Source organism: Helicobacter jaachi (genome assembly GCF_000763135.2).
GTDB lineage: Bacteria > Campylobacterota > Campylobacteria > Campylobacterales > Helicobacteraceae > Helicobacter_C > Helicobacter_C jaachi.
Genome location: NZ_JRPR02000001.1, coordinates 524806 through 544497 on the forward strand (window position 1 = coordinate 524806; position 19692 = coordinate 544497).

The window sequence follows — 19692 nt, forward strand, 5'->3', positions numbered from 1 at the left end:
ATGTATCAGCTAAGCATAGAGGAGAATATTAAGCGCATTTTGCAAACCACTAAGCACACTGTGCCGCTGTGTCCAAATTTGGGCTTAAGCCAAGATTTTATTGATAAACCCTTAACCCAAGCCACGCTTTTGCAGCTCAAAGATGAGATTTTAGAGCAAATCGCACTCTATGAGCCGCGTATAAATGCCAAAGACATAAGCATAGAGGCAAGGGAGGGTATTTTAAATATTTTTATCACCACGCAAGATACTCTCTTGCAAATTAACGCACTTTAAGGATTGTCAATGATTATGCCTCAATTTTTAACCCCGCTTGACTTTGAAAAAGAGCGAGCAGCTATTTTGGAGGATATTAAGACACAAATTGATGATGTGGAATTTACTTTGAGCGATGATTATAATATTTTAATTTCTTGCATCTTGTATCGCTTAGGGCTTAAGATTGATGAGATAAATTATATTATCGCGCAAAATTACCTAGAATACTCAAGCGGCGTGTATTTAGATGAGCTTGTGGCGCTTTTAGGGCTTACGCGCTCAAAAGGCAGCCTACCGCAAGCAAAGATTAAAATAAAATGCAAAGATAGCACATTTTTAAGCAAAGGCACTAAGCTAAAAAGCAGCGATGGTGCAAGCGCGTATGTGCTTATGGATTACGCTTTGGCTGCGGGTGAAAATGAAGTAATTGTGCAGGGTGATAAGGAGGGCCAGTGGCAAACCACCATTTTAGAGATAAAAAATCCGCTCATAGAGGAAGTAAGTATGCTCTCAAAGTTTGTCATCTATGAGCCTAGTGAGGACGATAGCTCCTTGCGCACACGCTTCAAAAACGCGCTAGCTAGCTTTTCAACTGCAGGAAGTGAGGAGAGCTATACGCATTATGCAAAAGTAAGCGGTGTGGGCAAAGTAAAAGCCTTTAGCCCTGAAAAAGGCGTGGTAAAAATTGTGTATTTTGGCGAGAATGAGGGTGCAAGCGAGCTTATAAAAGATAATTTAGCAGGTAATGTGCCGCTCACAGATAAAATCATCATTCAAAAGATAGAATCCACCAAAATCAATTTAGATATTACACTCACCCTTGAAAAAGAGGCAAATTTTTCACTTTTGCAAGAGGGCATTGCCAAAAATATAAGTGATTTTTTTGCGCAGGTGCAAATTGGCGAGGAAGTAAGCCATAATAAAATCATCTCACTATGTTTCATTGATGACAATATTTTAGATGCGCAAGTAAGTGCGTTTAAGGCAATCGCACAAGATTCTATCTATGAGCTAGAATCTATACATATTTCAAAGGCTAGCGTATGAAAAGCTGCCTAAATAATCAGATAAGCCCGCTTTTAAACGCGCTAGATGTGGCATTTGCGCATGTGATTGAGCCGCATTTTAAGCTGGAAAATCACTATTTTTACAATCCCAAAAACGCCAGCGATACACAAATGCAGCTCATTGCTAACACATTTGATATAAACATTAAAGATGAGCCAGCGTATATGGCGCTAAAGCTCCTGCAAAAGCCGATTTTAAAAAAATCAAAGCTTGGCACATATCAAGGTATAAGCGAGGTGATTGAGCCTATTTTTGGCAAAGTAGAAATACAAACGCACGCCACACAGGAAAATATCGAGCCTTACAGCTTTGAAATACGCGTAAAGCCGAACAGCACAAGTATTGTTAATCTCAAAAAAGCTCAAAAGCTTATCAATCAATATAAGCCCTTGCGTGATAGCAATAATGGCATCGTGGTGGAGATGCCAACAGGATATATTGATATTTATACCAGTGCACATTCGCATTTGCGCACTACTCTTAGCGCCACAAAGCGCCTAAAAGCCACGCGTGCAGCTACAATTCACTGCAATCCCATAGCAAAGTGGGACTTGCACATCTAAAATTAAAGGAGAAGATATGATAAAGGGCATTCCAACTACGCATGGCATTGAGATTTTAAATTCACAAATGCGCCAAAGTGTGCAAAAATATGCGCTTGTAGGCTTAGAAAATCCAGCAAATGAGGATTTAGAGAAGCTTTTAGACACAGAGGATATAGATTTTGGTGCGTTTAAGGATTTTGTGTATCACACAGATTTTATTAGTGTGGGCTATTTTGATGAGGTGGGCATACTCACTTATGAGATTAATCTCACGCAAATCAACACAGACAGATATATGTATGGTATTTTACTGCTAGATACACAAAGCGAAGTCATCGCCGCACTTCCTACACCAAAAATCGTGCTTATCGAGGGTGTGGGCGGCATAATCACCATAAAACTCCCCATAAAAGGCGATGTGAGCGAAGTGGTCTTTGTGAGTAGCGATTATGTAAGTCGTGAGGAGTTTAATGCCTTTAAAGCCAGCATTAAGCCGCCACAAGTGGATATTCCAGCGCTTGTGGAGAAAGTCACCCCGCTCATTCAAAGTAGAAAAGATTTTGAAAACTATGCCATAAGGCAGTTAGATTCAATGATTGCGCGCGCGCAGTTTTTGCACACACAAAGGTGGCGCGAATATGACAAAAATAAAGCAGAGGAGGAGAGAATCGGGCATCACGCTTTCTTTTTTAGAAATGAATTACCACAAGGCTACAAGCCTCCACACGCGATTTTAAGTATTCTCAAATATCCGCTTGCTTATAAATATTTTAAAAACACTAATCACAACTTACAAGCAGACTGTCCAGAGGGACACTTTAGGCTGCCAAAACCTAGCGTATATCTCAAAGGCACGCAAAATCTTGCAGAAGTGGGCGGATTTTTCCAAGAGGGCTTGCCTAATGTTTATATGGGAATTGCAAGCCGCAATACAGGTGCAGCGCATAGAAGCGGTCCGGATTCTGATATTATAACCATTAGAGATACAGTAAGTCTAAACCTTGCCTCATATAATAACATTTATGGGCGCACTTCAAGCGTGGAGGTCAATCGCAATCACTTGCTAGAGGGATATTATGTGGGGGGGGGGCATTAAATTAGTCTAAAAATATGATTCTTAAAAACACTACAATCACTCCTAAATCATACAAAAGGAGTGCAAATGCCCACACAAGACACACAAACACAAGACACACAAACGCCCGCTACAGATTCACAAGAGCTGTATGCGCGGCTTGATAATTTAAAGCGCATTTTAGAAAGTATGCCAGATTCTAGTGTTATCACTGCGCAAACTACGCAGGTGCTAGAGACAAAAGCTAGCGAGCTTATTAAAAATATTCAGCAAGCTGCGCCAAATCTATACAAAAAATCCTATCGATTATTGCAAAATGTGCATCTTTATCGCGCCATTATGGTGCAGGAGGTCTTACGCGACAAAGAGGGGAATATCGCAAGATATGGCGATGTGCTTATGCGCGGACATAGTTTGAGTAATGTAAATACAGGCGCGGGGAGGACGCATTTTAGCGGTTTTACGCGCGTGGCACTGCCTAAAGAGATTGAGTTTATAGAAGTCTATGGCGGGCATAATGTCTTTTATGCGCTACCCAAAGAGGGCAATTTTATTTATGTATGGGGTGTAAATACTAGTGGTTGCGCGGGCAGTGGAGATACAAACAATATCCCAGTGCCTATTAAAATTTCGCTTGATTTTCGCGTAAAAAAGATAGTGTGCGGCAAATCTCAAAGCACAGGCGTGCAAAGCACACTTATTTTAAGCGAAGATGGGCGCGTGTATGGTGCAGGCACTAACGCTCAAGGGCAGCTAGGCATAGGGAACACCATAAATGCTTCTACCTTTACACAAAGCCCATATTTAAAAGATATTGTAGATATTGAGCTTGTAAGCAATGGTAGCTATGGTTATGCGCTTGCCTTTGATAAAGAGGGCAGCTTGTGGGTGTTTGGGCATAATGCAAGCGGTAATTTGGGCAATAATTCCACTACTAATTTGCAAATTCCCTACAAAATCACCTTTAATGCCAAAGTCACGCAAGTAGCAGGCTCAATCAACAGCACAAACGCTACAAGCTTTATCCTTTTAGAGGACGGGAGCATTAGAGGTGCGGGCTACAATGGGCATAATCAACTCTCTCAAGCCAACACCACCAATTCAAGCGTTTTTATCAGAATCTTAAAGCAAAATGGTGATGATTTGAGCAAAATTACGCATATTTATCCTGCAAGTTATGCTGGGACTTGCTTTGCGCTTGATAGTAATAAATGCCTATGGAGCTTTGGTTATGGTGGTTATGGCTATGGCGATGGGAGGGCTGGCAATAATGCTATGGCAAGCATTGCGTGTGAGGGCGTAGAAAGCCTTAAATATGCAGATAATGCCTACACGCGCGCAGTTGTTAAACTCATAAGCGGCAATCTCACAGCCTTTGGATACAACACAGATTCAGCACTAGGCATAGGTAATGTCACAAACACGCGCGAATTTATGCCAATAGTGCTGCCAAATGAGCTGCAAGATTACGCACTTTACACACTAGGCGCAGAATCTCATCTTGTCATCTTGTGTAATGACAGCATTTATGCATGCGGGAGCGCACTAGATGGCAGCATAAACATCACCACAAACACACTTCAACCACAAATTTAAAAGGAGCTTTTATGAGAGAGATTTATACATTAAAAAAGAGCGAGATTCTAAGCGTGCAGGGCGAATACACCTATATCGGCGAGGATTTGGAGCATATCTACATAGAGGGCGAAAATCTCAAAAAACCCTTTGTGAAAGCTGTGCTGCCAAAAGATTTGCTCGATAAGCAAGCGCAGCAGTTGAAAGCAGCACAAAGTGCGCAAATCGCTGCTTTAGAGCGTGTTTTTAGCGACAAAATGGCGTATTTTTATAGTGAAGTGCTAGGAGTAAAGCATTTTTATGACAACGAGCTAAGCGACCAAATAAACCTTAATGACGCGCAGCTAAGCGGTGTGAGCGTAGAGATTCGCTGTCGGGCTGAAAATGAGGAGCAAAAAAGCCAAAAGCTCCATACAAAAGAGCAAATAAAGCAGCTCAACCTCGAGCGTATCGCGCAAAAAGATGCACTTTTAGAGCAGTTTAGAACGCTAAAAGATTACATCTTAAGCCTTGAGGACATAAAGGCAGTGGGCGAAGTGGATTTTGCCCATTATGAGGGCATTAAAGCTAAAAATACGCAAAAAGGAGCATAAATGTATCAATTAATCATTAAGCGCACACATATTTCTAGCCAAAAAGACAGCGCGGGTGAGCTTACGACCATTGGCACATACGAGCTTAAAGATGCGCAAGGCAATGTCATTTTTAGCGGATATAGTGCAGAAAATGGCACAAAAAGCAGCGATGAAGCGCTCAAAGACTATCGCATTATGCCGCGCACCTATAAGCTTAAGTGGTGTTTTACCAAAGTGGCAGTGCCAAAAAGCGAGCGTTTTAGAAATGTCCCATTTGAGGCGTGGAGTGATAAAGTAGAATCTAAATACCACGAGCGCTACACAAAATGGGGGTTTAAAAATGCAGGGCTTTTACTTTACACGCCTGAATTGCCCTCTTTTGAAAATCGCACTATTTATGTGCATATTGGCAATAGTGGCAAAGATACGCAAGCGTGCTTACTTTTAGGCAAGGGCGTGAGTGAAATGGGCATTACAAATTCTACAGAGGCTGTGAGGGAATTTTATGAGTTTGTGCTTAAAGTCGGCGTAGAAAATGTGGAAATCTGCATCAATGAGCTAGCAGAGTAAGGAGTGAGTATGCCTTATGTGATTGCTACTTTAAGCCTTTTGCTTTTAAGCTCTTTGTATGCCAATATGCTTTTATACGCGCAAAAATCGCGCATAGAATTGCAAAATCAAATTGCACAATCTGCCATAGAGCTGCAAAATGCGCAGATTAAAGATATGGCTTTGCAAAGTGAGACATATCACTGCGATTTAGATTCTATAAATGAATATATCCGCTCAAAGTTTAATCATATTGCCGATGAGCGCACACTGCCCACCTGTGAAGCAAAGCTAAAAGAGCTTGAGAAAGCTTTAGGGGTGTATGATGAGGGTTAGTTTTGTGTGTATATTGTGCATTTTGTCTCTTGCCCTTAGCGGCTGTAGCAGAAGTGTGGTATATAAAGAAGTCTATTTGCCCACAAATTGTGATGTAAAAGCGCGAGTAAAGCCTGTGAATAAAGGCTCAAGCGCGCTCTTTTTAAAAGAAATTCTCATCTACACACAAGGGCTAGAGCAGGATTTGGCATACTGCAAGGGCGAATATGGAAAATAGCGTGAGTTTTTTTCAAAAGTTATTAATCGCCCTTTGCGCTGGGATTTTTGGCGTAGCCATTGCCATTTCTGTGCAGCATATCAAAGTCGTGTTTGTGCCAAAGTGGCTTATCGTGCTTAGCACTGCGGTGCAGCTTATTTTAAGCTGGGGGATTTTTTTACTCATCATGCTCTTTTTTAATAGCGAACTGCTCCCTGAAAAAGTGCCAAATGATGATTACTCGGCTTTATCTGTGGCATTTTTACTCTCCTCTGTGCCGCAGGTGGTTATTATGACGCTTTTAATTATCTATTCAAAAGAAGTCAATAAATGGCTACAAGAGCGCTATGGCGACAAAGAAGTGCAAATGCCAAAAAGCATAGGCGCGCTGCATAAACAATACGCCAAAGAGCAAACACAAGATTCTGTGCAAGATTTTACCCAAAATATACAAGAAACCGCGCCTTTTGCGCCCACAACACCTGCTGATATACAAGAATCCACAAAAACACAAGAACAAGAGCCGCACATCTGTCAAACATGTGGGCAGCATAAGGAGCAAAAATGAAAAGTTGGCTTATGTATGCATTTTTTGCGTTAGCTTTGTATTTTTTTTACAATATGTTTGAGCGCACAAATCACAAAATCGAAAAGACACAAGATGAGCTGCGGCAGATTATGGCAAATACAAGCGTGATTATTGAGAAAGTTAATGCAGATTCTAAAGAAGCCTCTATGCTCTATAAAATGCAAAAAAACAATGATGTATGGCAGGGCACAGCGTGCGCGTATTGTCATAACTCTATTGAAACCGCACTGCCAATTTATAAAAGAAGCGTGAGTGAGGCGATTTTAATTGTACGTTTAGGCACACCACATACGCAAAATAAGGGAATGCCGCTTTTCTCTCCGCGTGCTACCCGCGACAAAAACTCCATTACGGATAGTGAATTAAAAGTGCGGCTAGATTCTTTATACACCAAAGAGCTGCTTGATAGCGCCAAAGAATTACCGCCTGATGTGATTTATAAAGTAAATAACAGCCCATAAGGCTAAAAAAGCTTTCTTATCACACAAAATTTTTAAAAGGAGTAACAATGCCTAGCAAATATGGAATAAATGTCGAGCTTATAAACAGCTCACCAACGAGTTATGATATAGATAATTCACGTCCAATCGCCATAATCGGCGATGATACTAAGCTAAACGGCTTAAGCGTGTATAATGATGTGGAGCTAGCTTTAGGCGCAGTAGGTGAGGGGAGCGTGAAAAACGCGCTTTTAGACCTGCAGGCTACTAATTTAAAGACGCAAATCATCATTTCTGCTTTTGGCAAAGATGCAGGAGAGGGAGAAGTGATTGAGACACAAAATGCAAATAAAGCCATAGCGGCAATCACTGCGCTTAAAAAAAGCGAGCAGGAGCTAAGCTTAAAGCCTAAATTCTTGCTTTGCCCTGAATATAACACAAGCGGCGTGTGGGAAAAGCTTAAGCAAATTGCCACATCTTTGCGCGCCATTTATGCTATTGAGCTTACCAGCAGTGATGAGGTGGGTATCAAAAAGGAATTAGAATCTATCCAAACGCACCGAGCTATCATTAGCTTTCAAAAAGTGCAGCGTATTGATAAAGTTACGCGCGGTGCGAGCGTGTTTTTGATTGCCCTGTATGCCAAAATTATGGCAAGCAGCGATTATGGCTTTGCGCAAACTTATTCAAATCGCGTTATCGATGGCGTGATAGGCATTATTGATACGATTGAATACTTACAGGGCGAGGATTGCGAGGCAGACAGACTGCGTGCAATAGGCGTTACCTGTATTTTTATCGATAATGGCATACGCGCGTGGGGTAGGCATACGCGTGATACTGCTTTGGGCTTAGAATCTTTGCACTCTATTGTGATTTTTGACACTATCATTGATACACTCTTTGAAAGTCAAAAAGAAGCCATAGACAAGCAAGTAGCAGATATGATTAAGCAGCTCCAAGATGATTTAGATACTTTCTATCGCAAGCTTATTGCCAATAATGTGCTTGTGGGCTATGAAATCTCCCTGCCTAGCGATTTAAACACTAATGAAGCTATCGCAGAAGGTGAAATCTACATCAAGCAGGAAATGCAAGAAATGCCGCTCATCTCAAGCGTGCATAATAAAATCTATCGCGTAACCAAATACAGCCAAGAGCTAGTAAAAGAACTTTAAGGAGGATTTATGACTTTCACACCGCAAGCCTTTACAGGCGGGAATGTTTTTATAGATGGCATAGGCTGTCTAGGGATTTTAAAGAGCTTTGAGCCGCCCAAGCTTGATTATGATACGATTGAAGCCACTGCGAGCATAGGCAAATATGAGAAAGTGTTGCCCTCCCTAAAGCCTATGAGCGCTAAAATCACGCTTAGCGATATAAATGCCGCGCTTATCGCGCCGCTCTCCACGCTACTGCCAAAAGTTGTGTATGTCAAAAAGAATATGACTTCAGTGGGCATCACACAAAAAGATACCCAAATTATCGCTACTATGGGTGGTGTGGTAAAAGTGGGCGAGCTACCAAGCTATGAGATGATAAAAGAAGTCGAATATAGCTTTGAAATGGCAGTTTATACTTTCAGCTATCAAGTGAATAAAATGCCTCTTATTGTGTATGATGTGGAAAATTCTATCTTCATGATAGATGGTGTCGACCAGTTTGCGAGCATTCGCAAAAATATCACATAAGGAGCTAGTATGCTAAAAACATTTGAAAAAAGCCAAAAAACTTTCACCTTTAGAGATGGGCAAGCTGTGCTATTAAAAGAGCCTACACTCTTACAGCTCAAATCCGCACGTGCTAAAAATGATGAGGTGGAGCAGGCTAAAGCATTGCTTATTGATATGAGTGAGGGCGAGCTTACAAGTGAGTTTTTAGATTCCTTGCCGCTAGGTGAGTGGGTGAGGCTCTCTAACGAAGTGAGCGCATTTATGGGGATTGATGTAAAAAACTAGCAGAGGGCATAGCGCTCATTGGCTATGCCCTACATTTTAGCAAAAGCGATATTGAGCAAATGGGGGTGAGTGAGTTTAAAGAATATGTGCAAATTGCGCAAAAATTTGCCCAAATGCCTAGAATCTAGCGTGAAACTAACCTGCAATCTACTCCGCGCGCACTAGCGCAATAAAGCTCCACATAAAGCACACAAACGCTACAGCGCATACATGAATATTTTGCAGCACCACTCCTACAGCCAAAGCTAATAGCGCACCTAAGCATACACGCGCTAGCCATGCACTAAACGCACTAAATGGCGTGTTTTTGTATGATTTTACTTCATTTCTGCCCGTTACAATTCCAGTTTTGAGTGCTTTAAAAGTGTTGCGCACAATGCCCACACACACACGCACGCCCTCCACACCTGCATACATAAGCACACCCAAAGCCATAATGATTAAAAAAGTAGCCAAAATTCCATGCATTTTTAAGCCTTTGATATATGAATCTTAAAAGATATAAAATTCATTATACTTTAAAAGGAGATATTATGCAAACCCAGCTCACCATTAAACTCACGCCGCAGCTTGATAATCTTACCCAAGCCATAAATAAAATCAGCAAAGATACAGGGGAGGGCATAAGTAAGGCACTTGATACGAGCATTAAAAGCATCACACAGGCTTTAAGGAGTGAAAATCTAATTGGCAAAGCACTTCAAGGACCAAAACTCCCCCAAGAGACACTTAGCCACATTAAAGCTCAGCTCGCGCAAGCTACACGCGTAAAGCTAGATTTAGACTTAAAAGAGGCAAATGCCAAAATAGATTCTATGCGCTATCAAATACTTGGCATTTATGGCGTGTTTAAGGGATTGTTTCAAAAGCCTATTTCTGTGGCTATGGAGTTTGAAAGCTCAATGGCAGATGTTAAAAAGGTGGTGGATTTTGAGAGCAAAGAGGAGCTTAAGGGCTTTGAAAATCAAATTTGGAATCTCACTAAAACTATACCGCTAGCGGCAAAAGATTTAACCGCTATTGTCGCAAGTGGCGGGCAATTAGGGCTAGATAAAAATATTTTAATCCCTTTCACAGATGTGGTGGCAAAAATGAGCACAGCTTTTGATATGAGCACTGCAGAGGCAGGCGATACGATTGCAGGATTAATGAAAAAAATGGGCATAGGTATAGAATCTGTGCGCGATTTGGGCGATGCGATTAACTACATTGGCGCAAAAAGCGCAGGCAGCCCGCGCGAGGTGGTAGATATACTTGGGCGCATAGGTGGTATGGCAAAGACTATTGGGCTAACCAGCGAGCAAACCGCAGGGCTAGCGGGCGCATTTGCAAATATGAAAATCCCCTCCGAGCAAGCAGGCACAGCAATAAACAAAATGCTTAATGTCTTAGGAAACGCAGAGGGAGGCACAGCACGCTTTCAAGGTGCGCTCAAAAAGATAGGCATAAATGCAGGTGAGCTTAAAAACACTATGAGCAATAATCCTATGGAGGGCATACTCAAGGTGCTAAAATCCATAGAGGGCGCGGATAAAGATGAAAAAATAGGCATTCTAAAAGATATGTTTGGCGAAGAAGCCGCGCCAAAAATCGCGCAAATCACATCAAATATGCAAGAGTTTGAGAAAATCCTAGCTTTGGTTTCTAGCAAAGATAACTACAGCGGCTCTATGCAAGCTGAATTTGATGAGGTGAGCAAAACTACAGCCAATGCTATGCAGATTCTAGAAAACTCCATAGCGCAGATTGCAAAAACTATAGGTGATGTGTTTTTGCCTCCATTGGCAAGTATGTTTAAGGTTTTGGCAAAAATGGGCAATGCGCTTTCAGGCTTTTTACAACAAAACCAGTGGCTTACTAAAACTATCATCATCGCAGCGAGTGCAATTTTTGCGCTAAAGGTCATAATGGTAGCTGCTAAAGCAGCCACAGCGCTATGGGCTGTAGCCACTTATCCGCTAAAAATTGCCCTGTTTGCGGTGCGAATGCAAACAATGCTTGCCGCCATAAGCACAAAAGCTTATATTGTTGTGTCCAAAGGTGCAGCGCTAGCGACAAAAGCATGGGGAGTGGCAAGCGTTACATTTGCGCGGGTGTTTAAGCTAAGTATGCTTAGTGTGAAAGCTGCGCTTATAAGCACAGGCATTGGCGCTTTAATAGTTGCTATTGGCATTGCAATTGGCTATGTGGTGGAAAATTGGGAAAGTATCGCGCCGCGATTAGTAGCAGTGTGGGAATGGATAAAAGAGCAGATAAATCCTGTTATTGAATGGTTTTCTCAAGCTTTTAGCTTTGTCTCCAAAGGCATTGATAAAGTAATAAATGGCGCGCGCGCTGTTACAGACTTTTTGGGCATTACAGATAAAGAGGAGCAGAGCCAAAATTATAGCACAAAAGGCTTAAGCGATGAGGTGATAAACACGCAGAAAGCAAACACGCAAGCCTTTTATGAGCAGCACAAAACAAGCCAAATTAACGACAATAAAGTCATAAACATCACCACAGGCGCCAACGCAAATGATGTAGTTCAAGCCATTACGCAAAATTCATACGCTTATGCAGATTAAGGATTCTAAAACGCGCTACACTTTGACATCACTTTTAGGGGTAAAACATGATAAATATCCGCGCCTTAAGCAACGCAAGGAAAAATCAAAAAAGATATGATGATTTAATAAAATTAGAAAAAGAAGCGCTTAATGCGCCTCTAAGCAGCATTTCACCGCGTGAGAATGAGAAAATTATTAAAATTGATAAATATATTTTCACTACTTTTACTAATATCGCCTCACTAGATACGATTTTAGAACTTGGCGTGAGCAAAATCGCGTGTATTTCAAAGAATTATTATTTAAAAATTGGCGCTAATGAGGAGCGTATAAGCTTTGAGGCGACTATTTTTATAGAGCATTTGGAGCATTTTAATGGGCTAATAGATAAAATCAAAGCGTGCAAACCTCTTAGCCTCTCCACACTAGAATCCACACAAATGCGCCATATTTTAATCGACACTTTTAGTAGCAAAACGCAATCTTGGCAGCTAGATTCTATGCGCAATCTCACTTATCACACAAAAGTGTTTAATATAAGCGGAGTGGTGCTATGAATGACATAGCAAAGGCGCAAAAAGATATACAAAGATGTGTGCGTAATGCACTAAATCGCAGTATCACCAAAGTGGCAAAGGAGCAAAGGCGGCTTGTGCAAGAGGATTTAAATTTAAGCCATAAAAAAATTCGCGCGCTCACCAAAATCACGCGCGCAAAAGATAAATTAGAATCTAGCATTAAATCATCTACCACCAAACTTTCTATTAATAATTTTAAGCGCAAGGCCACACGCGCGGGCGTGCAAGTGAGAGTGGCTAAAGATAAAAATTTATTTTTTAAAGGTGCTTTTATTGCTGTGCGGCGCGGGCAAAAAAAGAGTGATGTAAAAAATGGCTTTGTGATGACGCGCTCCATAAGTGGCAATCATGGCTTTGAAACAAGTGCGGCAAATGTCGCCTCATATAAAGGGCGCAAGGAGGCGAGGAGGGAAAGCGGACTTTTTTATCTAAAAACTAAGCCTTTTTCGCAAATTGTGCTTTCTAAAACGCCGCGTTTAGCTCAAATTGCAAGCGAAATATTTTCCAAAGAGCTTAGCAAAGAGTAGTTTTGCTCTAAGTGCGCAAGTAAAAGTTTAAATAAAAGGGGTTTAAATGAGCCAAGATACACAAGAGCAAACCTACATCGCCACACAAGGCGAGCGATTAGATATGATATTTGTAAAAATCTATGGAGATTTATATCAAAATAGCTATGAAAGCGGCTATAACGCCTTTATTTTAGCTAATATCGATTTAATTCACACGCCCATTTTGAGCGGAGGCGAGGTGGTGAAATGCCCTATTTTTAGCGACAATACAGAATCTAGCGAGGAATTAGGGCTATGGGCTTAGAGCAATACATCGCGCCGCTGTGGCGCGTAAGCCTAAATGGCAAAAAAAGCCATAATCTTAATATCACGCAGGTGCGCTATAGCGATTTTGAAAAAGATAATATTGACACGCTTTGCCTTGAGCTAGCACCAAATGCCACGCCACCAAACTTTGGGGATAGAATTGAGCTTTTTATGGGCAGAAATGCGCTATATTTCTTTGGTGCATTCTATGTAAGCGCGATAAAAGAGCAATATAAGCGCGGTTTTAGCATTGACTGCACAAGCATTGATTACACAAAGGGCTTTAAGGTGAAAAAATCGCGCACATTTGAGGGCAGTATCGCTGATTGCATAAGAAGTATCGCGCGTGAAAATAACCTTAAAACAAAGCTAGATTTTCGCTATGCGCAATCTATTGAGGTGATTGAGCAAGTTGATGAGAGCGATAGTGCGCTTTTGCATAGGCTGGCCGATGAGCTTTTCTGCACTTGCAAAGTGAGCAATGATACGCTCATTTTTTTGGATAAGGGCAAGGAGTTTGATAGGCGCACTTATGCTATAAACGCCGATGAGTGCATTAGTTTGGATATTGAAACATTTGCGGCTACGCGATATAAGAGCATTGAGCTTACCTACACAGACAGCGAGGGAAACGCGCGCAGTGTTAAGGTGGGCAGTGGCGAGCCGCTCTATAAATTGCATAGATTTGCCAAAGATGATACACACGCGCTACAAATGGCTACCACAAAGCTAGAAACGCTTAATTCTAAGCACATCAAGGGCAGTTTGAGTGCGGTGGGGAGGGTGCTTTTTGCAGGAGGATATTTAAACCTTACATTTAAAGGTAAAATATCGCGCCACACTATCACGCAAGTAACGCACAGCTTAGATTCTAGCGCGTGGAATATGGAGCTTAATTTTGAGTGATTTTACTTGTGCTTTTTAACTCAAAAACTTAAGTGTGCTTTAATAGTTATATATATACAATATAATTATGAAGTTTGAATGGGACGCACAAAAGGCTAAAGCAAACAAAGCCAAACACAATGTAAGCTTTGAGGAGGCGCAAAGCGTGTTTAGCGATGAGTTTGCGCGCGTGATTTTTGATGAATCGCATTCAAATGATGAGGCAAGATTTGTCATCTTGGGATTGAGCCAAAGGCTTAGAATTTTGGTCGTAGTGCATTGTTTCAGGTCCGGGAATAGCACTATTCGTATCATTTCGGCGCGTAAAGCTACGCAAAATGAGCAAAAACAATATAAGGAGCTAAGAAAATGAAAAAAGAATATGATTTTTCACATTCTGTACGCAATCCATACACTAAACAGGCTAAAAAGCAAATTTCTATCAATGTGAGTGTTGAAACTTTAGACTATTTCAAAAAAATGGGCGCACAAGAGGGCGTGCCTTACCAAAATCTTATTAATCTCTTTTTGAACCGCTGCGCGAGTGAAAATCTTATGCTTGAGATAAAGCATTAGGCTAGAATGCGCTAGAGAGGGAATTTGCAAAGGAGGTATGTTTAACATATACCTTTCGTAAATGCTCTGTTTTGCTTTTATTGCCTGTGAAAGACTTAAGGCGCAGATTAACTTAAAAACTAAAAATATTGACAAAATATTGCAAAATATAATACACTTGCGCGTCCAAAGTTTGCGCAAAAAATTGTGTTACATTATGTAAAAAACGCATAAAAAAATATGGGTTTTAAGCGGTTTTTTTGCTCTAAAAAAAGGGGTCAAAAATGGCTCTTTTTGGGGACAGAGTGGGGACAGATTTTTATAGTTTTCACAAATTAGGGCATTTGAGTGGCATTATTATAAGTCCCTCTCTCCCGGCCACTCACTTTTTTTTGGAGTTTTGTTTTTGAGGGAATAAATTGGGTGAAGATAGAGCTATGAAAAGCAGATTGCTTTACGCTTATCACTTGAAATTTAAGGGCTGCTCCCTTGACAAAGAGCCATAAAATCTATATAATCATAGCTTTTTTATTTACTCAAAGGTTGTAGTTCAAGTTTGCTGGTTTAGCTCAGTTGGTAGAGCATCTGCCTTGTAAGCAGAGGGTCGGGGGTTCAAGTCCCTTAACCAGCTCCATTCACACTCTAGCTATTGCTTTCAGTGTTTAACCAGTTTTTGAGATTATTTTTGGTGAGTTACTCAAGTGGCCAACGAGGGCAGACTGTAAATCTGCTGACTATGTCTTCCGTGGTTCGAATCCACGACTCACCACCACCATAAAAGTAAATATTTATGTTTGGGTGGTAGTCAAAATAGTTATTTTGTAAATTGCGGGAGTAGCTCAGTTGGCTAGAGCATCAGCCTTCCAAGCTGAGGGTCGCGGGTTCGAGCCCCGTCTCCCGCTCCATGACTGGGAGCTGAATCTTCGACTTTATATCAAGTTAAGATTTTCTCCATTTTTAAATTAAAAAGTTTTAAGTTGCCCATATAGCTCAGTGGCAGAGCACTTCCTTGGTAAGGAAGAGGTCGGCGGTTCAATCCCGCTTATGGGCTCCAGTTTCTATGTATAGAATCTTTTAAATTTTTGCAGTTTTGATTTTGAAAGATTCTAAAATAAATCTTTGAGTTAGGAGAACAAAATGGCAAAAGAAAAGTTTGTGAAAAACAAACCCCATGTGAATGTGGGAACAATCGGGCATGTGGACCATGGCAAGACGACTTTGAGTGCGGCTATATCTGCTGTATTGGCAACTAAAGGTCTAGCAGAGCTAAAGGATTATGACAATATCGACAATGCACCAGAGGAAAAAGAGAGAGGTATTACTATTGCGACTTCTCACATTGAGTATGAGACAGAAAATCGCCACTATGCGCATGTGGATTGCCCAGGGCACGCGGACTATGTAAAAAATATGATTACAGGTGCGGCTCAAATGGACGGAGCTATCCTCGTTGTGTCTGCTGCGGACGGTCCTATGCCACAAACTCGTGAGCATATTCTGCTTTCTCGCCAAGTGGGCGTTCATTATATCGTTGTGTTTTTGAATAAGCAAGATATGGTTGATGATGCTGAATTGCTTGAGCTTGTAGAAATGGAAGTAAGAGAGCTTTTAAGCGCGTATGATTTCCCCGGCGATGATACCCCTATCGTGGCAGGCTCTGCATTGAAAGCGCTTGAAGAGGCGAAGGCAGGAAATGTAGGTGAGTGGGGACAAAAGGTATTGCAGCTTATGGCTGAAGTTGATAGATTTATCCCTACTCCACAGCGCGATACTGAAAAAACTTTCCTTATGCCAGTAGAAGATGTGTTTTCTATCGCAGGTCGTGGAACAGTGGTAACAGGACGGGTTGAAAGAGGTGTTGTTGCTGTGGGTGATGAAGTTGAAATCGTAGGACTTCGTGATACTCAAAAAACGACTGTTACAGGCGTTGAAATGTTTAGAAAAGAGCTTGATAAAGGTGAGGCTGGTGACAATGTGGGTATCCTTCTTAGAGGTACTAAAAAAGAAGAGGTTGAAAGGGGTATGGTGCTTTGCAAGCCCGGCTCAATTACTCCACACAAAAAATTTGAGGGAGAAATCTATGTCCTTTCAAAAGAGGAAGGCGGACGACACACACCATTCTTTAAGGGTTATCGCCCACAATTTTATGTGCGCACCACAGATGTTACAGGTTCTATTGAGCTTCCAAGCGGCGTAGAAATGGTTATGCCCGGTGATAATGTTAAAATTACAGTTGAGCTTATTGCACCTGTAGCGCTTGAAGAAGGGACACGCTTTGCGATTCGTGAGGGTGGTAGGACTGTTGGTTCGGGCGTTGTTACGAAAATCATTGAGTAGTAGAGGCTCAAATGGCAAAGGGTAATACTATTAAAATAGGACTTAAGTGTTCGGAATGTGGTGATATTAATTACAGCACCACTAAAAATGCAAAGACAAATACAGAAAAACTGGAGCTCAAAAAGTTTTCTCCTCGTTTGAATAAGCACACTATTCACAAGGAAGTAAAACTTAAAAGCTAGGGTTGCCCCTAGCTTGTAGGTCAGTAGCTCCAATGGTAGAGCATCGGTCTCCAAAACCGACTGTTGGGGGTTCGAGTCCCTCCTGGCCTGCCACGAAAGCTGTAAATGAATATTTTCCAATTAGAAAGAGATACAAAATGATTAAAAAGATAAAAACCTATTTTCAAAACGCGAATGAAGAGCGCTTGAAAGTTATATTTCCTACAAAAGAACAGAGACGAAATGCCTATGTGTCCGTGCTGATTGTAGTAAGTGTAATTACTTTATTCCTAGCGTTGGTTGATTGGATTTTGTTTCATTCTGTATCGAGCATTTTATAATTTACTTAGCAGAGGTGAAGCGTGGAGTGGTATGCGATACAGACATATTCTGGCAGTGAAAAATCAGTAGGTGAGGCAATTCGTAATCTTATTGTGCAAAATCACATGCAAGATAGATTTGGTGAGGTAGTTGTCCCTACAGAATCTATCATTGAGGCAAAAAAGAAGATTGTAGATAGGAGTTTGTATCCTGGTTATGTTTTTATTCAAGTTGATTTGGATACAAAGCTTTGGCATATGATTCAATCTTTGCCAAAAGTGGGACGTTTCATTGGTGAGAGTAAAAAGCCTACACCTTTAAGCGAGGCTGATATTACTAAGATTCTAGAGAAGGTAAGAAATCCAAGTGCGCCTAAACCTAAAATTTCGTTTGAACAGGGCGAGGTTGTGCGTATTATTGATGGTCCTTTTGTGAATTTTACAGGTACTGTGGAGGAATATGATTTAGAGCATAAAAAACTTAAGCTCAATGTATCAATTTTTGGGCGAAACACTCCAGTTGAGATTCTGTATTCACAAGTAGAAAAAATTATTTAAGTTCATAAAAAGGAAGGGTTACACAATGGGCAAGAAAGTTGTTGGCGAATTAAAGTTGCAGATTCCAGCAGGCAAGGCAAATCCATCTCCACCAGTGGGTCCGGCATTAGGGCAGAGGGGCGTGAATATTATGGAGTTTTGTAAAGCTTTTAATGAAAAAACAAAGGATATGGGTGATTTTAACATACCTGTTGTTATCACCGTTTATCAGGATAAAAGTTTTACATTTATTACCAAAAAGCCGCCGGTAACTGACCTTATCAAAAAAGCGGCAAAAATTGCTAAAGGTTCGGATAATCCATTAAAAAATAAGATTGGGCAGCTTACAAGTGCGCAGCTTGAGGAGATTGCCAAAACTAAAATGGAAGACCTTAATGCGTTTGATATTGAGGCGGCAAAGAAAATTGTAGCAGGAAGTGCCAGAAGTATGGGCATTGAAATCAAAGATTAATTTTTGTATGGAGTTGAGAGATGGGCAAAAAGATAGCAAAAAGATTGCAGGCTCTGCAAGCAAAGGTAGATTCTGAAAAAATATATGATATTCAAAGTGGTGTTAATGCAGTGAAGTCTTTGGCATCGGCGAAGTTTGATGAAACTGTGGAAGTGGCATTGCGTTTAGGGGTTGACCCAAGACATGCCGACCAAATGGTGCGTGGAGCGGTTGTTTTACCACATGGGACAGGTAAAAAAGTGCGTGTTGCAGTATTTGCAAAAGGTGTTAAAGCCGATGAGGCAAAGAATGCCGGTGCGGATATAGTGGGGGCTGATGACTTGGCAGATGAGATTAAAAATGGCAACATTAACTTTGATATGGTAATTGCTACACCTGATATGATGGCTCTTGTGGGTAAAGTAGGGCGAATCTTAGGACCAAAGGGTTTAATGCCAAACCCAAAAACGGGCACAGTAACTATGGATATCGCTAAGGCTGTATCTAATGCTAAAAGTGGGCAAGTGAATTTTAGAGTTGATAAGAAAGGCATCATTCACGCTCCCATTGGTAAAGCATCTTTTCAAGAGGATAAGATTAGAGACAATATGCTTGAGCTCGTGCGCGCGATTAATCGCTTAAAGCCTACTTCTGCAAAGGGTAAATATATCCGTAGTAGCAGTTTGTCGCTTACAATGAGCCCATCAATTCGGCTAGATTCTCAAGAGCTTATGGATACAAAATAATTAAAGCAAAGCTTTATCTTAGACCCAAGAGCATGAGGGGCCTAGGCTTAAAATTTACCCCATGTGAGGTTGTGTCTGAAAGGAGGAGAAATGACTAAGCAAGAGAAGATTCAAATTGTAGAGTATTTAAGCTCTGAATTTAAGAATGCTTCTGCGCTGATTGTGTGCGATTATAAAGGCTTGCAGGTAACCCACCTCGAGCAGTTGCGGCATAATTCAAGAGCAGCTGGCATAAAGGTTCAAGTGATTAAAAATACTCTAGCTAGTATCGCGACTAAAGCGGCGGAATATCCTAACTTAGAGCTTAAGGATACTAATATCTTTCTTTGGGCAGATGACCAAATCGCGCTATCAAAGGTTGTGTGTAAGTTTGCTGATGCGCATAGTGAGCATTTTAAGCTCAAAACTGGCGTATTTGATGGGCAAGTAGTTGATACTCATCATATTGTGTCTGTTTCTAAATTGCCAAGCAAAGAAGAGCTTATTGGTATGCTATTGTCTGTATGGACGGCTCCGGCTCGCTACTTTGTCACAGGGCTTGATAATTTAAGAAAACAAAAAGAAGAAAATTAAAAATACCTTTTAAGGAGTAAA

At 41.1% G+C, this 19692-nt stretch carries 29 protein-coding genes and 5 tRNA genes; 33 read left to right on the forward strand and 1 reads right to left on the reverse strand.

The features are described from left to right. The 14 genes from LS71_RS02700 to LS71_RS02765 all read left to right on the forward strand — a co-directional run bounded on the left by LS71_RS02700 (position 1) and on the right by LS71_RS02765 (position 9164). Positions 1-276, forward strand: a complete 276-nt coding sequence (locus LS71_RS02700; RefSeq protein ID WP_034354796.1) for a GPW/gp25 family protein — start codon at positions 1-3, stop codon at positions 274-276. 9 nt (positions 277-285) lie between these two features. Further along, a complete protein-coding gene (locus LS71_RS02705; protein WP_034354794.1) occupies positions 286-1305 on the forward strand; it encodes a baseplate J/gp47 family protein in 1020 nt (339 codons plus the stop codon). Beyond that, positions 1302-1889, forward strand: a complete 588-nt coding sequence (locus LS71_RS02710) for a phage tail protein (protein WP_034354791.1) — start codon at positions 1302-1304, stop codon at positions 1887-1889. Before LS71_RS02705 ends, LS71_RS02710 begins: the two co-directional genes overlap by 4 nt. 16 nt (positions 1890-1905) lie before the next feature. After that, positions 1906-2967 carry a hypothetical protein gene (locus LS71_RS02715; protein ID WP_034354787.1) on the forward strand — a complete coding sequence of 354 codons (1062 nt, stop codon included), beginning with the start codon at positions 1906-1908 and terminating at the stop codon, positions 2965-2967. A gap of 66 nt (positions 2968-3033) precedes the next feature. Next, entirely contained in the window at positions 3034-4542 is a 1509-nt protein-coding gene (locus LS71_RS02720; RefSeq protein ID WP_034354784.1) for an RCC1 domain-containing protein, read from the forward strand. Between the two features lie 11 nt (positions 4543-4553). Further along, positions 4554-5114 carry a hypothetical protein gene (locus LS71_RS02725; RefSeq protein ID WP_034354781.1) on the forward strand — a complete coding sequence of 187 codons (561 nt, stop codon included), beginning with the start codon at positions 4554-4556 and terminating at the stop codon, positions 5112-5114. Next, the gene (locus LS71_RS02730) at positions 5115-5666 is read left to right on the forward strand and encodes a DUF5675 family protein (protein ID WP_052058017.1); all 552 of its coding nucleotides are present in this window, start codon (positions 5115-5117) and stop codon (positions 5664-5666) included. It begins immediately after the preceding gene. A gap of 9 nt (positions 5667-5675) precedes the next feature. Further along, the gene (locus LS71_RS02735; RefSeq protein WP_034354778.1) at positions 5676-5981 is read left to right on the forward strand and encodes a hypothetical protein; all 306 of its coding nucleotides are present in this window, start codon (positions 5676-5678) and stop codon (positions 5979-5981) included. Next, on the forward strand, positions 5971-6198 hold the full coding sequence (locus LS71_RS02740) for a hypothetical protein (protein ID WP_034354776.1): 228 nt from the start codon (positions 5971-5973) through the stop codon (positions 6196-6198). The genes LS71_RS02735 and LS71_RS02740 overlap by 11 nt, the downstream gene beginning before the upstream one ends. Next, complete coding sequence (locus LS71_RS02745) at positions 6188-6745, forward strand: hypothetical protein (protein WP_034354773.1); 558 nt, start codon at positions 6188-6190, stop codon at positions 6743-6745. The genes LS71_RS02740 and LS71_RS02745 overlap by 11 nt, the downstream gene beginning before the upstream one ends. Then, a complete protein-coding gene (locus tag LS71_RS02750; RefSeq protein WP_034354770.1) occupies positions 6742-7227 on the forward strand; it encodes a hypothetical protein in 486 nt (161 codons plus the stop codon). Before LS71_RS02745 ends, LS71_RS02750 begins: the two co-directional genes overlap by 4 nt. A gap of 47 nt (positions 7228-7274) precedes the next feature. Then, positions 7275-8384: a phage tail sheath protein gene (locus LS71_RS02755; RefSeq protein ID WP_034354766.1), complete on the forward strand. Its 1110-nt coding sequence runs from the start codon at positions 7275-7277 to the stop codon at positions 8382-8384. A 9-nt stretch (positions 8385-8393) separates the two neighbouring features. Continuing rightward, positions 8394-8897 carry a phage major tail tube protein gene (locus tag LS71_RS02760; RefSeq protein ID WP_034354764.1) on the forward strand — a complete coding sequence of 168 codons (504 nt, stop codon included), beginning with the start codon at positions 8394-8396 and terminating at the stop codon, positions 8895-8897. A 9-nt stretch (positions 8898-8906) separates the two neighbouring features. Continuing rightward, the gene (locus LS71_RS02765; RefSeq protein WP_034354760.1) at positions 8907-9164 is read left to right on the forward strand and encodes a phage tail assembly protein; all 258 of its coding nucleotides are present in this window, start codon (positions 8907-8909) and stop codon (positions 9162-9164) included. A 147-nt stretch (positions 9165-9311) separates the two neighbouring features. Here the strand turns inward: LS71_RS02765 and LS71_RS02770 are convergent, their stop codons facing one another. Then, positions 9312-9632 carry a hypothetical protein gene (locus LS71_RS02770; protein ID WP_034354758.1) on the reverse strand — a complete coding sequence of 107 codons (321 nt, stop codon included), beginning with the start codon at positions 9630-9632 and terminating at the stop codon, positions 9312-9314. 65 nt (positions 9633-9697) lie between these two features. Here LS71_RS02770 and LS71_RS02775 point away from each other — a divergent pair, with 65 nt between their 5' ends. From LS71_RS02775 to rplJ, 19 genes are all read left to right on the forward strand, one after another. After that, positions 9698-11731: a phage tail tape measure protein gene (locus LS71_RS02775; protein WP_034354755.1), complete on the forward strand. Its 2034-nt coding sequence runs from the start codon at positions 9698-9700 to the stop codon at positions 11729-11731. A gap of 47 nt (positions 11732-11778) precedes the next feature. After that, positions 11779-12270: a hypothetical protein gene (locus LS71_RS02780; RefSeq protein ID WP_238700281.1), complete on the forward strand. Its 492-nt coding sequence runs from the start codon at positions 11779-11781 to the stop codon at positions 12268-12270. Beyond that, the gene (locus tag LS71_RS02785; protein ID WP_034354752.1) at positions 12267-12818 is read left to right on the forward strand and encodes a hypothetical protein; all 552 of its coding nucleotides are present in this window, start codon (positions 12267-12269) and stop codon (positions 12816-12818) included. Before LS71_RS02780 ends, LS71_RS02785 begins: the two co-directional genes overlap by 4 nt. Positions 12819-12864: 46 nt before the next feature. Further along, the gene (locus tag LS71_RS02790; protein WP_034354749.1) at positions 12865-13104 is read left to right on the forward strand and encodes a tail protein X; all 240 of its coding nucleotides are present in this window, start codon (positions 12865-12867) and stop codon (positions 13102-13104) included. Continuing rightward, on the forward strand, positions 13095-14012 hold the full coding sequence (locus LS71_RS02795) for a phage late control D family protein (protein ID WP_034354746.1): 918 nt from the start codon (positions 13095-13097) through the stop codon (positions 14010-14012). Before LS71_RS02790 ends, LS71_RS02795 begins: the two co-directional genes overlap by 10 nt. Before the next feature lie 67 nt (positions 14013-14079). After that, on the forward strand, positions 14080-14364 hold the full coding sequence (locus LS71_RS02800) for a BrnT family toxin (RefSeq protein ID WP_034354743.1): 285 nt from the start codon (positions 14080-14082) through the stop codon (positions 14362-14364). Beyond that, positions 14361-14567 carry a BrnA antitoxin family protein gene (locus tag LS71_RS02805; RefSeq protein WP_034354740.1) on the forward strand — a complete coding sequence of 69 codons (207 nt, stop codon included), beginning with the start codon at positions 14361-14363 and terminating at the stop codon, positions 14565-14567. The genes LS71_RS02800 and LS71_RS02805 overlap by 4 nt, the downstream gene beginning before the upstream one ends. Positions 14568-15104: 537 nt before the next feature. Next, positions 15105-15180 (forward strand) — tRNA-Thr (locus LS71_RS02810). 53 nt (positions 15181-15233) lie between these two features. After that, a tRNA-Tyr gene (locus tag LS71_RS02815) sits at positions 15234-15318 on the forward strand. A gap of 56 nt (positions 15319-15374) precedes the next feature. Further along, positions 15375-15451, forward strand: a tRNA-Gly gene (locus LS71_RS02820). Between the two features lie 74 nt (positions 15452-15525). Further along, positions 15526-15600: transfer RNA gene (locus LS71_RS02825), tRNA-Thr, on the forward strand. Positions 15601-15683: 83 nt separating this feature from the next. Further along, complete coding sequence (gene tuf / locus LS71_RS02830) at positions 15684-16883, forward strand: elongation factor Tu (RefSeq protein WP_034356082.1); 1200 nt, start codon at positions 15684-15686, stop codon at positions 16881-16883. Positions 16884-16894: 11 nt separating this feature from the next. Continuing rightward, positions 16895-17065 carry a 50S ribosomal protein L33 gene (gene rpmG, locus LS71_RS02835; RefSeq protein WP_034356085.1) on the forward strand — a complete coding sequence of 57 codons (171 nt, stop codon included), beginning with the start codon at positions 16895-16897 and terminating at the stop codon, positions 17063-17065. A gap of 17 nt (positions 17066-17082) precedes the next feature. After that, positions 17083-17158: transfer RNA gene (locus tag LS71_RS02840), tRNA-Trp, on the forward strand. Between the two features lie 47 nt (positions 17159-17205). Next, positions 17206-17385: a preprotein translocase subunit SecE gene (gene secE / locus LS71_RS02845; RefSeq protein WP_034356109.1), complete on the forward strand. Its 180-nt coding sequence runs from the start codon at positions 17206-17208 to the stop codon at positions 17383-17385. A gap of 21 nt (positions 17386-17406) precedes the next feature. Next, a complete protein-coding gene (nusG, locus tag LS71_RS02850) occupies positions 17407-17922 on the forward strand; it encodes a transcription termination/antitermination protein NusG (protein ID WP_034356087.1) in 516 nt (171 codons plus the stop codon). Positions 17923-17947: 25 nt separating this feature from the next. Beyond that, positions 17948-18373 (forward strand): 50S ribosomal protein L11, encoded by a 426-nt coding sequence (gene rplK / locus LS71_RS02855; RefSeq protein ID WP_034356089.1) that lies wholly within the window; start codon positions 17948-17950, stop codon positions 18371-18373. 20 nt (positions 18374-18393) lie between these two features. Further along, positions 18394-19098: a 50S ribosomal protein L1 gene (rplA, locus tag LS71_RS02860; protein ID WP_034356091.1), complete on the forward strand. Its 705-nt coding sequence runs from the start codon at positions 18394-18396 to the stop codon at positions 19096-19098. A 90-nt stretch (positions 19099-19188) separates the two neighbouring features. Further along, a complete protein-coding gene (gene rplJ / locus LS71_RS02865; protein WP_034356093.1) occupies positions 19189-19671 on the forward strand; it encodes a 50S ribosomal protein L10 in 483 nt (160 codons plus the stop codon). The last annotated feature ends 21 nt before the right edge of the window (positions 19672-19692 follow it).